The sequence below is a fragment of the uncultured Tenacibaculum sp. genome, assembly GCF_947495995.1.
Lineage (GTDB): Bacteria > Bacteroidota > Bacteroidia > Flavobacteriales > Flavobacteriaceae > Polaribacter.
The window spans coordinates 741,282-755,572 of sequence record NZ_CANMAX010000001.1; the positions used below are offsets into that span (position 1 = coordinate 741,282).

Below are 14,291 nucleotides of genomic sequence, written 5' to 3' on the forward strand. Positions count from 1 at the left end.
ATGATTTTTGATGTTTTAATTATTGGTGGTGGTGTAGCAGGAATGCAATGTGCTTTAGTTTTAGGTTCTGCAAAAGATAAATGGTTTGCTGAAGGAAAAAACATAGGCATAATTATGCATCAAAGAAGTTCGCATCTTCAAAATGCATTATTTAATAATGTTTTAGGATTAGAACCAGGAGCTCTAGGTAAAGATATTCTTCAAATGGGAAAAGATCAACTTCATGAACTTTATCCTCATGTGAATCAAATTAATGGAGAAAAAGTAGAAGCTGTTCTTGATGATGAAAATGGATTTAAAATTATCACGAATAAACAAGAATACTTTTCAAAAAGTGTTGTAATCGCTTTAAACTACGCTAAACCTTTTAACATAGCTGGTTTAGAACAGTATATTGAAAAACATTCACGCGCAAATCCAATGAAAGATCGTATTCAGTTACGAAACTTCAATCACCTTATAAAAGACGGATTATATGTATGCGGAACAATTGCTGGATGGCGAAGTCAATATGCTATTGCTGCCGGAAGTGGAGCTTCCGTAGCTACAGATATTCTCACTTTGTGGAATGATAACATTTCTACAAAAGTACACGACAAAATAAAGGCTGAATAATTACTATTCAGCCTTTTTTCAATACCTGGATTAAAAATAAATTTATCCCCCCGAACAACGTTATTTTAATCCTAGCTCAAATATAACCGCAACTCCGAAGCATTAATCTTTAAAATTCTTTAGTGTTTAAATAGAAGACTTAAGCGTAGATATTATTGACTTTAGATTTGATTTTGAAAAAAATCAAAATGTTTGACCAGAAAACAATAGTGTTCATCGAAAAAAGTTTTATTTCTTCACCTTCTGCTGTTCTTTTGAATCAAATAAATATAAATTTGAGTATTATGAAAACGAAACATGTAATATTAATTTTAAGCCTAGTTATTTTTAACTCTTGTATCGTAAAATCTTTAAATCCTTTTTACACAAAAGACACTATAGAATTTACTAAAGATTTTGTAGGTGAATGGAAGGATAACTATAACGATACATGGAAAATTGTAGATGCAAAACTTGTTATTTCTGAAGAAAATAAAGATGCTTCAGAAGAAACTAAAAAACAAAACGACTTGCTAAGCAAAGAGTATAGAAATTCTTATTTTGTTGAATACAAAACTAGAAAGCAAACTTCTATTTTTCTTGCTACTCCATTCAAAATCAACGGTCAATATTTTTTAGATTTTATTCCTTTTGATAATGAAAAAGGCAATCTTAGTAGATTATTAAAATACCATATAGTTTATACTCATTCATTAGTTAAACTAGATATTTTAGATAATGGAAATGTAAGTATTAAGTGGTTTGATGAGAAACGATTAAAAGATTTATTTGAAAAACAAAAAATAAAAATTAAGCATAAAAAAATTGGAATATTAAAAGATGATATCTTATTAACCGCAACCTCAGAAGAATTACAACAATTTTTAAAAAAGTATATGGTTTCATCATCTGCCAAAAAATGGGAAACTGAAACAAAGTTTACTTTAAAGAAAAGTTAATGAAATTAAACAACATTTATAATATCTGGAGCAGACACAATATAGTTACTTTCAATACTATATTGTGGTTGTTCTTTTTCGGTGTTCTCCTGTTTATTTTTTCAGACTATCCGGTTCAAAAAATTGATTTAATATACACTGTAAGTTATTTAATCACATTAATTCCTCCTGTTACTTTAGCGCTATATTATTTTATTCCTAAATTTTTAAAAAGAGAGAAAAACGTACTTTTTGTTTTTGCGGTAATTGCCTCTACCCTATTATTTGCTTTCTTAAACCTTTCTTTTCACAATAAATTTATTGATCTTATTTTTCCTGATTTCTTTTTTATCTCTTATCTGAAAAAATCACACACCGTTTTACTTTTCATAACAGGAGTTTTTTTTGCTGTTTTTGTTAAGCTTGCTGAAGATTGGATTTATTTTAATCAGAAAGAAAAAGCAGCTTTGCAGTTAGAATTATCAGTTTTAAAAAATCAAATCAATCCACATTTTTTATTTAATGCTTTAAATGTATTGTACTCACTCTCGATCAATAAAAAAGATGAAACTACAAAAGCTATTTTACAACTTTCAGATATTTTGAGGTATGGTGTGTATGATATTGAAAATGAAAAAATATCACTCAGCAAAGAAATAGAGTTAATTAACAATTATATTGATTTTGAAAAACATCGAACAGTTTCTGATGCAACGGTTGTTTTTAATCATTCAATTGAACAAGATATTGATATTCCACCTATGCTTTTACTGCCTTTAATTGAAAATGCATTTAAACACGGTATTAAAAGCGGAATTGAGCAACCCTTTGTAAAAATAAATTTAGCTGAAGAAAATCGCATATTAACATTCACTGTTCAAAACAACTTTATTCCTACTTCTTCAACAAAAGAATATTCAGGTATTGGTTTGCAAAATGTAAAACATCATTTACATATTTTATTTCCTAAAAAACATAGCCTGAATATAGAAAACAAAAACTCTAACTTTAATGTATCATTAAAAATAGAACTCTAATGAAAAAGATCAATTGTATTATTATAGATGATGAACCTTCTTCTCAAAATGTATTAGAACAATTTGTAGAAAGTGTAGATTATTTAGTTTTAAAAAAAGTATGCAATCATGCTATAGAAGCAAAAAAAGTGTTGGAAGAAGAAAAAATAGATTTGCTTTTTTTAGACATTAATATGCCTTTAATATCTGGTTTAGAATTCTACAAATCTTTAAAAGAACCGCCTCTAGTAATATTTACGACTGCATATTCTGAATATGCTGTAGAAGGTTTTGAAGTAAATGCAACCGATTATTTATTAAAACCTTTTTCTTTCGATCGTTTTTTAGTTGCAGTAAACAAAGCCAAAGACATTCTAACTCAAAATGGAGACAAGCTCCTTTTAAAAGCAGATAAAAAACTACATCTTATAAACTTTGATGACATCTTATTTATTAATTCACTTGGCGATTATGTTAAGGTATACCATAATTCAAATTTTCTAATTACATATAGTAAACTTAGTTCTTTAATAGAACGATTACCTAAAAACAAATTCATTCAAGTTCATAAATCGTATGTGATTAATTTTCAAAAAATAGATGTCATAGAAGGAAATCATATTTTAATACAAGAAAATAAAATTCCTATTGGTCAAAAATATAAATCTAATTTCACCAACAAACTAAACAGTTATTAACCTGTTTTATAACAACTTACGGAAAACCACATTTCATTTTGCGGATATCCCTTTTAAAAAACAAAAAAGCCGTCTTACATTTGTAGTGTAATTATTTATTACATAAACATTTAGGGATTATTTACACGATTAACAATATGGGAAAATTATTACTTTTAAAACTTAATAGACTTACTAAGCTATTTGTAGAAAATTTAAGTGAATGTGCAAAAGGAGCAAGTTACGCTTTACAACACTAAGACATTAATTAAATTGACGTATCCCCCCGATACATAAGCCAAATAAAAGAACCACCTTTAGAGGTGGTTCTTTTATTTTATAGCTACAGGAAAAACGCTGTAAAGTATTACGGAAATTTACACCTTTAGTTGCGGTTTTCCCCTTGTACAAACCTTGTCTTTGCTAGTATCTTTGTAGTGTTATTATTTAATAACAAGTTTAGGGATTATTTTAAAAATTAACATCATGGGGAAACTTTTAATTAAGAAAACAAGAATCGTAATCAAGCGTTTTCTTGTTGCTTTAAAAGAGTGGGGTAAAGGAGCTAGTTATGCTTTACAACACTAGAAAACCAAACTAAAAAAGTAAAAGCTATCGGATAAAAACGATAGCTTTTCAAAATTTTTCTCTTTAAACCGTAGGGTGTTTTATATCTGCGTTGTATTACTATCAGATTACAAACATATAAAGGGAACATAAAAATGAAACAATTTGAAGGGTTATTAAGACGATTAACTAATGTTTTTAACGAGATTACTAAAACACTTAGCAGACTTGGAGAAGGGGCCAGCTATGCTATACAACATTAGTTAAACTGAAAGAAGGCTGCCTTGGGGATTTGGGCAGCCTTTTTTTATTTAAATGCGTTTAATCCTGTAATATCTAAACCTGTGATTAATAAATGAACATCATGCGTTCCTTCATAGGTAATTACACTTTCTAGATTCATTGAATGTCTCATAATTGAATACTCTCCAGAGATTCCCATAGCACCCAAAATCTGTCTAGATTCTCTTGCTATTTTCAATGCCATTTCTACATTATTTCGTTTAGCCATAGAAATTTGAGCAGAAGTTGCTTTTCCTTCATTTTTTAAAACACCTAATCGCCAAGCCATAAGTTGAGCTTTTGTAATTTCGGTAATCATTTCAGCTAATTTCTTTTGTTGTAATTGAAATTGCCCGATTGGTTTTCCAAACTGAGTTCTTTCCTTAGCATATCTTAAAGCTGTATCGTAACAGTCCATTGCTGCACCGATAGCTCCCCAAGCAATACCATAACGTGCATGATCTAAACATTTTAACGGAGCTCCTAAACCAGATTTATTTGGTAAAATATTTTCTTTAGGAACTTTTACATCATGAAATATTAACTCACCAGTTATCGATGCTCGTAAAGACCACTTGTTTTTAGTTTCTGGTGTTGTAAAACCTTCCATACCTCGCTCTACAATTAAACCATGAATCCTTCCTTCTTCATTTTTTGCCCAAACAACAGCAACATCACAAATTGGAGAATTAGAAATCCACATTTTAGCTCCATTTAAAAGATAATGATCACCCATATCTTTAAACTTCGTTTCCATTCCACCAGGATTAGATCCATGATTTGGTTCTGTTAAACCAAAACTTCCAATCCATTCTCCAGAAGCTAATTTTGGTAAATATTTTTTTCGTTGTTCTTCAGAACCGTAATTATAAATTGGTCCCATTACCAAAGATGTTTGAACAGAAGCTGTAGATCGAATTCCACTATCTCCTCTTTCTAACTCTTGCATAATTAAACCATATGATATTTGATCTAATCCTGCACCACCATATGCTGATGGAATATAAGAACCAAAAGCTCCGACCTCAGCTAAACCATTTATTAATTGTGTCGGGAATTCAGATTTTTGAGCATAATCCTCTATTATTGGAGACAACTCCTTTTTTACCCAGTTACGAGCTGTATCTCTAACTAGTTTATGTTCATCTGATAATAAATCGTCAACTAAATAATAATCTGGTGCTTGAAAAAGATCGGGTTTCATATTCGTTTTGCTTTATTCAAAAATAGCTAAAAAAACAGATATTACGCTTTCTTTGCGTATGTTTGTCCTAATGAAATTTACCTTAGGAAAGCAAGAACGTTTAAAGAGTAGAAAAATAATTGCACGGTTATTTTCAGAAGGAAATTCTATTAAAGTTTATCCTCTTAGAATGGTGTATTTACAAACAGAGCATACTTCAAATGCTCCTGTTCAATTTGGCGTTTCTGTTCCTAAAAGAAACTTTAAAAAAGCAGTAGACCGAAATAAAATCAAACGTTTATTAAGAGAAAGTTATCGTTTACAAAAAAATATAGTGTATTCGGAAGTTGATAAACCATATGTATTTATGATTTCTTATCTTGCAAAAGAAGAGAGGCAATTTGCAAACTTAAAATCCTCGATGGAGAAATTATTAGTAAAGTTTACCGAAAAAATTTCTGAAGATGAGAAATAAAAAAATTATACTTCTGCTTACAAGTGTTGTAGTTATTCTTTCTTTTTCTTTTCAATCTCGTTTTTTTGAGATTGCAAAACAAATTGAAATTTACAACAGTTTATATAAAACATTGAATATTGATTATATCAATGAAATCAATCCAGGAGAAATCACAACTAAAGCAATAAACAATACGTTAGAAAATTTAGATCCGTATACACGCTTCTATAACGAGCAACAAGTTGAAGATGCTAAAATTAGACGTGAAGGTGAATATGGTGGTATTGGGATTTCTTCTTGGTATTCTAAACAAGGAATTACTATTCGTACAATTAAAGAAGGATTTCCTGCTGATAAAATTGGTTTAAAAGCTGGTGATGTTATTATAAATGTAAATAATCAAAAACTTGAAGGTCTTGATAATGAAAACTTATCTCAAGTTTTAAAAGGCATACCAGGAACACCAGTTTCGTTGACTATAAAAAGAGGATCGAAAACTTTAAATTTCAATTTAGAGTTAGATAAAATCATCGATAATCCTGTTCCTTATTTTGAAATGATTAATGAAGATACCGGATATGTTATTTTAACTCAGTTCACAGTAAAAAAATCTACTGATGGTGTTTTAAATGCAATCAACACTCTGAAGGAAAAAGGCATGAAAAAACTAGTTTTCGATTTAAGAAGTAATCCTGGAGGTTCTTTATTTGATGCTGTAAACATTACCAACCTATTCATTCCAAAAGGAAAAAGAGTTGTAGACACTAGAGGTAAAACAAGAAAAAACTCTAGAAGCTATACCACTAGTCAAGATGCTTTAGACGAAAACATGCCTGTAGTAATTTTAATCAACGGAAGATCTGCATCAGCATCTGAAATTGTTTCAGGAGCTTTACAAGATTACGATCGTGCTGTTGTTTTAGGAGAGCGTTCGTATGGAAAAGGATTAGTACAACGTTACTTTGATTTACCGTATGGAACACAAATGAAAGCAACTATTTCAAAATATTATACTCCTAGTGGAAGATGTATTCAAGAATTAGACTATGCAAACCGTGATTGGAAAACAGGAGAAGTTCCTAAATTTTCTGACGGACAAGTAGGTTCTTTTAAAACTGAAAACGGTAGAGTTGTTTACGATGGCGGAGGTGTAACTCCAGATGTTAAGATTGACATTTCAAAGAAAACTGAAGAAACTGAAAAGCTTTTAGCATCTAGAGCGATTTTTAATTTTGCAACAGACTATGTAAGAGCAAATCCTACATCAGATATTAATTCTTTTTCTTTTAAAGATTTTGCAAGATTTAAAACTTACTTAAAAACAAAAGACACAGCATTTGTTACAGAACAAGAAAAACTTTTTAAAGATGCTTATAAAAAACTAAAGAACAAGAAAAATGTTTCTTCGGATTATAGTTTACTAATGAGTAAAATTAAAGACGATAAAGTTCAGCAAATAGATAAAAATAAAGATGTATTGCTAGAGAAAATTCAAGATGAAATTTTACAGCAATATTTTTACAAAAAAGGAGTTTATCAATATCATTTAAAAAATGATCCGACGATAAAGCAAGCAGTTGATTTATTAAACAATCAATCGAAATACAATAAAATATTAGGAAACAGCTAAAAAGTTATATGTCGAAAATATATAAAGAGAGAACAAGAGCGCAAGAATCTACAAATGCAATAGAAAGACTTTATATTTCTATGCGTCACTTATTTAGTCGTGGGTTTTATAAACCTATGGGAGTTTCAGGAGAAGCACTTAGAAAATCATTATTATCACTAAGACCAGAAATTTATGGTTCTATCGCAGAAGATAAAACCGAACTTAATGGTTTAAATTATATTATAGAAAGGTTACCAGAAGGAATCGAAGAATGTCAGTTTATCAACCTTACTGGAGATGAAGGCTATAGAAATTCAAACTTTAAAACAATAATTCCTCCTAAGCGAAGAAGAAATTGTTATAGAATTGATAAAGATCAAATGAATATTGAGATCACACGAGGAAGATCTGATATTTACGATATTCTAACACACCTTACTTTCTTATTTATTGAATCACACAAAATTAAAGATCGTGTTTTAATAAGTGATGGAAAGAAAACAACCAGAGAATGGCAAAATTTAGAAGATACTGTACTAAATAACAAAACACTTTCTAATGAAGAGAAAGATGTTTTAATTGCTCATTTAGGAAGTATTCTAGGAAGAACTTACGAGGAAGTATATAACGCACACAATACTTACACAACAGCAGAAAATCCACATCGATTCTTCCACTTAATTTACTGGATGGGTAAATTAGCTATTAATGAAGAACTTTATGATAAGAAACGATCTATTCGTTTTAGTTCTGTTTTATCAGAAGAAATAGGACGTCATTATCATGGAGAAATTTGGGCTAATGACATTAAGCAGGTTTTATTAGAAAACAACTTAATCGAAAGACCAATTCACATTATTAGCGCAAATATGCATAGTGTTTTAAACACGTTATATGCTAAAAATGCATTACCAGAAGAGAACAGTAAAAATGAAGGTTTCGGTTTATATGAGTTATTAAGTAATGCTAACAGTAAACCATTACAAACTACTGTAAAAAATTATGCTTCTGAAAACGGATTGTTCTATCTTAAGGATAAAAGTGGAACAAACATTAATGTTCAGATAATTGATACAGAAAAAGTAGAGTTCGAAAATTCTGGATTTACATCGCCAACCTCTTCACAAAAACCCGTAATTATTGTTATGGATTATGCTTTTGGAGAGCAAGCGTATGAAACAATGGATGAGTTATTAAAACCATATAAATGCAATAATGAAGTAATTCATATTGATGTGAAATCGGTTTCAATAATGGGTAAAGCAGGAATTTTAGAAGGTGGAAAAGGAGATATTATGATACCTTCTTCTCATATCTTTGAAGGAACTGCAGATAACTATCCTTTCAAAAACGAATTAGAAAAAGAAGATTTAGAAGGTTTTGGTGTTGAAGTTTTTGATGGAGCTATGGTTACTGTTTTAGGAACATCGTTACAAAATAAAGATCTTTTAAAGTTCTTTCACGATTCTACTTGGGATGTAATCGGTTTAGAAATGGAAGGAGCTCACTATCAAAAAGCAATTCAATCTGCTTCTAAAATTAGAGGAAACATTGGAGAAGATGTTAAAGTAAGATATGCGTATTACGCTTCAGATAATCCTTTAGAAACAGGAGCTACATTAGCTTCAGGAGGATTAGGTATGAGTGGTGTAACACCAACTTATGCGATTACACAGAAAATATTAGAACAAATTTTAAAAGACTAATCATGTCTGATCAACATCATAAAGAAAGTGAAGAAGTAGATTTAGGTTCTTTGTTCGTTATAATCGGACGAGGTTTCTCGAAACTTTTCAATTTCATTGGAACTATATTTAAAGCTATTTTTAGTTTTATCATAGAAATTTTACTCTTTTTTAAAGAAAACATTATCAAATTAGGTATTGCTTCTTTAATAGGTATTGGTATTGGTCTATTATTAGAAAACACATCCGGAGATAAATTTGAAGGAAATCTTTATGTAAAACCAAATTTTGGAAGTACAAGAGAACTTTATAATAGTATAAAATTTTACAACGATCTTGTTAAGCAAAAGAAAAGTAAAAATTTATCTAATATATTCAACATTAATCCAGAAGAAGCTGAATCATTAAAAAGTTTTAAAATAAATCCTATAATTAACGAAAATGATATTTTAACTTCATTTGACGAACTTATTCAGGTTATAGATACTTCAACTGTAAAAAGCTATTCTTATGAAAAATTTAAAAATGCTTTTACCAAGTTTGATTATAAAGTACACGAAATATCGGTAGTTTCTAGTAAAAATAATTTTTTTACTAAGTTAAGTGGACCTATTATTTCTTCAATTATTAATAATAACTACTTCAAAAACTTAAAAAAAATTAATAAGCAAAACTTATTAAGAACCGATTCTTTATTAAGAAAAAATCTACAAAAAGCTGATTCTCTTCATTATGTATACAAAAAAGTATTATTAGAAGAAGCTAAAAAAACAAGTTCAGGAACAAATATCGATTTAGGACAAAGAACTAATGACTCTAATAAAGAATTAAGATTATTTGATACTGATATTAAAATCAATAAAAGTTTAATTGAAATTAATGATGATTTATCAGAAAAATCTGAAGTAATCAATATTATATCTGACTTCCAACCTATAGGTCATGAAATAAAAGAAATTGAAAAAAATAAAGCTTTTCAATTCGGACTAGCAGGTTTAATCATAATGATAGCTGGGTTATTATTACTAAAATTAAATTCATACTTAGAATCTTATAGAGATAATAAATAATCTTAAATTTTCTTCTTTTTAACTAGTTTATAAAATGAAAAAAGTAGCTTTAATAACAGGAATTACAGGTCAAGATGGTGCATATTTAGCAGAACTTTTATTAGAGAAAAACTATATAGTTCATGGTATAAAAAGAAGAGCATCTAGTTTTAACACAAAACGAATAGATCATTTATATCAAGATCCACATGCTAAAAACAGAAATCTTATTCTTCACTATGGAGATATGACAGATGGTACTAACCTCATTAGAATTTTACAAGAGGTTCAACCTGATGAGATATATAACCTTGCAGCTATGAGTCATGTTCATGTTTCTTTTGAAACACCAGAATATACCGCTAATGTTGATGGGTTAGGAACATTACGATTACTAGAAGCTATTCGAATTCTGAAACTTGAAAATAAAACCAAAATTTATCAAGCTTCAACATCTGAACTTTATGGAAAAGTTCAAGAAGTTCCACAAACAGAAAAAACACCTTTTTACCCAAGAAGTCCTTATGGTGTTGCTAAAATGTATGCTTATTGGATTACTGTAAACTATAGAGAGGCTTATAATATTTTTAGTTGTAACGGAATATTATTTAACCACGAATCTCCAATACGCGGAGAAACTTTTGTTACACGTAAAATTACCAGAGCTGTTTCAAAAATTGCTCATGGTTTGCAAGATAAATTATACTTAGGAAATTTAAATGCTCAAAGAGATTGGGGACATGCAAAAGATTATGTTCGCATGATGTGGATGATTTTACAAACTGATAAACCAGAAGATTGGGTTATAGCTACTGGTAAAACAACTACAGTAAGAGACTTTGTCAAAATGGCTTTTAATGAAATTGGTGTTGAGTTATCATTTGAAGGAGAAGGCAAAAACGAAAAAGGAATTATAAAATCATGTAATAATTCTAATTTCAACCTAGAGATAGGAAAAACTGTAGTTTGTATCGATCCTCATTATTATCGTCCAACTGAGGTAGATTTATTAATAGGAGATGCTTCAAAAGCAAAAGAAAAATTAGGTTGGATTCCAGAATATACGCTAGAAGATATGGTAGGAGAAATGATGGAAAGTGACTTAAAGTTAATGGAACGAGAGCGATATTTGGAAAGAGGTGGTCATAATATTTTAAATAATTATGAATAAATCTTCCAAAATATTTGTTGCAGGACATAGAGGTTTAGTAGGTAGTGCTATTATTAAAAACCTTAAGCAAAGAGGTTTTACAAATATTATTACTAGAACACATAATGAGCTTGATTTAACAAATCAAGCTAAAACCGCTTCTTTCTTCAAAAAAGAAAAACCTGAATACGTTTTTTTGGCGGCTGCAAAGGTTGGTGGTATTGTTGCCAACAATACATATAGAGCAGATTTTATATATGCTAATTTGATGATTCAAAACAATGTGATTCATGAAAGTTATAAGCATAATGTAAAAAAACTTTTATTTTTAGGGAGTACCTGCATTTATCCTAAAAAAGCACCTCAACCCTTAAGGGAAAACTCATTATTAACAGGAGAATTAGAATATACAAACGAACCTTATGCAATAGCAAAAATTGCAGGGATAAAAATGTGCGAGAGTTATAACTTACAGTATGGTACTAATTTCATTTCTGTAATGCCAACAAACTTATATGGTCCTAATGATAATTTTGATTTAGAAAAGTCTCATGTACTACCAGCTTTAATAAGAAAAATACATTTAGCTAAATTATTATCTGAAGGAAAAGAATCTAAAATTATTAGTGATTTGAATGTAACTTCAATAGAAGAAGCAAAAGCATACTTGTCAAAATTCGGAGTATCTTCTGAAAGTGTTGAAATTTGGGGTTCAGGAAAACCTAAAAGAGAGTTTTTATGGAGTGAAGACATGGCTGATGCTTGTGTTCATATCATGAATAAAGTTGATTTTAAAGATTTAATCAAGGATTCTAAAGAAGTAAAAAACACGCATATAAATATTGGTACAGGAAAAGAAATATCAATACAAGAATTGGCTCAACTAATAAAAAAAATAGTAGGATTTACAGGCACATTAATGTTTAATAGTAATAAGCCTGATGGTACTATGAGAAAAGTTACAGATGTATCTAAACTAAATAATTTAGATTGGAAACACTCAGTTGAACTCACAGAAGGAATAGATAGAATGTATAAATGGTATAGAAAAGTATAAGAATGAACTATAAAAAACCAAAAGTAATTGCTGAAATCGGTTGTAATCATAAAGGAGACTTCGATATTGCAATTGAGTTATTAGACCTAGCAAAAGAATGTGGTGCTGATATTGCTAAATTTCAAAAAAGAAATAATAAAGAATTACTTACACCTGAACAGTATAAAGCTAAACACCCAAATCCAGCTAACTCTTACGGAGAAACCTACGGAGCGCATAGAGAATTTTTAGAATTTACAGTTGAACAACATAAAAAACTAAAAGAACATTGTGACTCTATTGGTATTGAATATTCAACATCTGTTTGGGATACTACCTCTGCAAAAGAAATGGTAACTTTTAAACCAAGTTTATTGAAAGTACCTTCTGCATGTAACAACCATTTTGAAATGTTAAAGGTACTTAGAGATGAGTTTGAAGGAGAAGTACATTTATCTTTTGGAATGACTACACAGGAAGAAGAGAAAAAAATAGTAGCTTTTTTTGAAGAAACCAATCAAGCAAAAAACAGGTTAGTTATTTATTCTTGTACTTCAGGATACCCTGTTCCTTTTGAAAATGTTTGCTTACTAGAAATCAACCGATTAAAAAAAGAGTATGGGAACCGTGTGAAAGATATAGGTTTTTCAGGTCATCATTTAGGTATCGCTATAGATAATTCTGCCTACACATTGGGTGCAACTTGGGTAGAAAGACATTTTACAAAAGATAGAACTTGGAAAGGTACTGATCATGCTGCTTCTTTAGAACCAACAGGAATGAGAAAATTATGTAGAGATTTAAATGCTACATACAAATCTTTAAATTACAAAGAATCTGAAATTTTAGCAATTGAACAAGTACAAAGAGATAAACTAAAGTATAGAAAGTAATGAAAACAGTAGCTTTTATTCCTGCAAGAGGCGGAAGTAAATCTATTCCTCTTAAAAACATTAAACTGTTTTGTGGGAAACCCTTAATTTATTGGACAATAAAAGCTGCTTTTGAAGTAAATCAAATAAATGAAGTAGTTGTAGCTACAGATAGTCTAGAAATAGAAGAAACTGTCAGATCTTTCAAATTAGAAAAAGTTACAATTTACCAAAGAGAAACTAAAAATGCAGAAGATACTTCATCTACAGAAAGTGTAATGCTTGAATATTTATCAAAAGTAAACTTATCAGATTCTGATCGTTTTATATTGATACAAGCAACTTCACCAATGTTAATAAAGAATGATCTTGAAAACGGATTGAATCTATTTGTAAATAAAAAATATGATGCTGTTTTATCTTGTGTTCGAAGTAAAAGGTTTTTTTGGTCACCCGACGGAAAAGCTTTGAATTACGATTTCAAAAATAGACCTAGACGACAAGATTTTGATGGATTGTTAATGGAAAATGGTGCTTTTTATATAAGTACTGTAAAATCCATTCTTACAAATAAAAATCGAATATCTGGGAACATTGGTATAAGCGAAATGCCTGAATTTACAGCTGTGGAAATTGATGAAGAAGAAGATTGGATTGTTGCAGAGTCTTTAATGAGGAAATTTATTTTGAATCAAAAGAAGCGTAAAATAAAGTTAGTAATTTCTGATGTAGATGGCGTTTTAACTGATGCTGGAATGTATTACACTGAAGATGGTAATGAACTTAAAAAGTTTAATACTCACGATGGTATGGGATTTCAATTGTTAAGAGAAAATGGAATCAAGACTGGAATTATAACTTCTGAAAACACAAATATTGTTTCAAATAGAGCAAGAAAACTAAAAGTTGACTTTTTGTATCAGGGGAAAAAGTTTGGAGGAAAATTAGAATCTGTCTTAAAGATCTGTAAAGAAAATAATTTAAAATTAGAAGAGGTTGCATATATCGGAGATGACATCAATTGTTTTGAATTATTAAATGCTGTAGGTTTTGCTGCTTGTCCTGCCAATGCAACAAAAAAAATAAGAGAAATAGTAAACATAACACGATTAGAAAAAAAAGGTGGAGAAGGTGTTTTTAGAGAGTTTGTGGAAAAAATATTAGCAAATTAAA

13 protein-coding genes are annotated in these 14,291 nt (G+C 29.5%); 12 read left to right on the forward strand and 1 reads right to left on the reverse strand.

Translation table 11 applies throughout. The features are described from left to right. The 4 genes from Q1A15_RS03340 (at position 1) to Q1A15_RS03355 (ending at position 3,246) form a co-directional block, all read left to right on the forward strand. Complete coding sequence (locus tag Q1A15_RS03340) at positions 1-615, forward strand: FAD-dependent oxidoreductase (protein WP_299618745.1); 615 nt, start codon at positions 1-3, stop codon at positions 613-615. Positions 616-899: 284 nt separating this feature from the next. Next, a complete protein-coding gene (locus tag Q1A15_RS03345; protein ID WP_299618748.1) occupies positions 900-1,553 on the forward strand; it encodes a hypothetical protein in 654 nt (217 codons plus the stop codon). Next, on the forward strand, positions 1,553-2,569 hold the full coding sequence (locus Q1A15_RS03350; RefSeq protein ID WP_299618751.1) for a histidine kinase: 1,017 nt from the start codon (positions 1,553-1,555) through the stop codon (positions 2,567-2,569). Before Q1A15_RS03345 ends, Q1A15_RS03350 begins: the two co-directional genes overlap by 1 nt. After that, positions 2,569-3,246, forward strand: a complete 678-nt coding sequence (locus tag Q1A15_RS03355; RefSeq protein WP_299618754.1) for a response regulator transcription factor — start codon at positions 2,569-2,571, stop codon at positions 3,244-3,246. The genes Q1A15_RS03350 and Q1A15_RS03355 overlap by 1 nt, the downstream gene beginning before the upstream one ends. Positions 3,247-4,099: 853 nt before the next feature. Here Q1A15_RS03355 and Q1A15_RS03360 read toward each other — a convergent pair. Then, the gene (locus Q1A15_RS03360; RefSeq protein ID WP_299618757.1) at positions 4,100-5,278 is read right to left on the reverse strand and encodes an acyl-CoA dehydrogenase family protein; all 1,179 of its coding nucleotides are present in this window, start codon (positions 5,276-5,278) and stop codon (positions 4,100-4,102) included. Positions 5,279-5,348: 70 nt separating this feature from the next. On the opposite strand from Q1A15_RS03360, the gene rnpA reads away from it, so the two are divergent. Genes rnpA through Q1A15_RS03400 form a run of 8 tightly spaced genes read left to right on the forward strand, consistent with a single transcriptional unit; the run spans position 5,349 to position 14,290 of the window. Further along, entirely contained in the window at positions 5,349-5,732 is a 384-nt protein-coding gene (gene rnpA / locus Q1A15_RS03365; protein ID WP_299618760.1) for a ribonuclease P protein component, read from the forward strand. Beyond that, entirely contained in the window at positions 5,722-7,344 is a 1,623-nt protein-coding gene (locus Q1A15_RS03370; protein ID WP_299618763.1) for a S41 family peptidase, read from the forward strand. Before rnpA ends, Q1A15_RS03370 begins: the two co-directional genes overlap by 11 nt. Positions 7,345-7,352: 8 nt before the next feature. After that, positions 7,353-9,032 (forward strand): hypothetical protein, encoded by a 1,680-nt coding sequence (locus Q1A15_RS03375; protein WP_299618766.1) that lies wholly within the window; start codon positions 7,353-7,355, stop codon positions 9,030-9,032. Positions 9,033-9,034: 2 nt separating this feature from the next. Beyond that, entirely contained in the window at positions 9,035-10,081 is a 1,047-nt protein-coding gene (locus Q1A15_RS03380) for a hypothetical protein (protein WP_299618768.1), read from the forward strand. Between the two features lie 34 nt (positions 10,082-10,115). Beyond that, complete coding sequence (gene gmd, locus Q1A15_RS03385; RefSeq protein ID WP_299618771.1) at positions 10,116-11,231, forward strand: GDP-mannose 4,6-dehydratase; 1,116 nt, start codon at positions 10,116-10,118, stop codon at positions 11,229-11,231. Then, a complete protein-coding gene (locus tag Q1A15_RS03390) occupies positions 11,224-12,267 on the forward strand; it encodes a GDP-L-fucose synthase (RefSeq protein ID WP_299618774.1) in 1,044 nt (347 codons plus the stop codon). Before gmd ends, Q1A15_RS03390 begins: the two co-directional genes overlap by 8 nt. A 2-nt stretch (positions 12,268-12,269) precedes the next feature. Beyond that, on the forward strand, positions 12,270-13,139 hold the full coding sequence (locus Q1A15_RS03395; RefSeq protein WP_299618777.1) for an N-acetylneuraminate synthase family protein: 870 nt from the start codon (positions 12,270-12,272) through the stop codon (positions 13,137-13,139). After that, positions 13,139-14,290 (forward strand): acylneuraminate cytidylyltransferase, encoded by a 1,152-nt coding sequence (locus Q1A15_RS03400; RefSeq protein ID WP_299618780.1) that lies wholly within the window; start codon positions 13,139-13,141, stop codon positions 14,288-14,290. The genes Q1A15_RS03395 and Q1A15_RS03400 overlap by 1 nt, the downstream gene beginning before the upstream one ends. Position 14,291 lies beyond the last annotated feature (1 nt).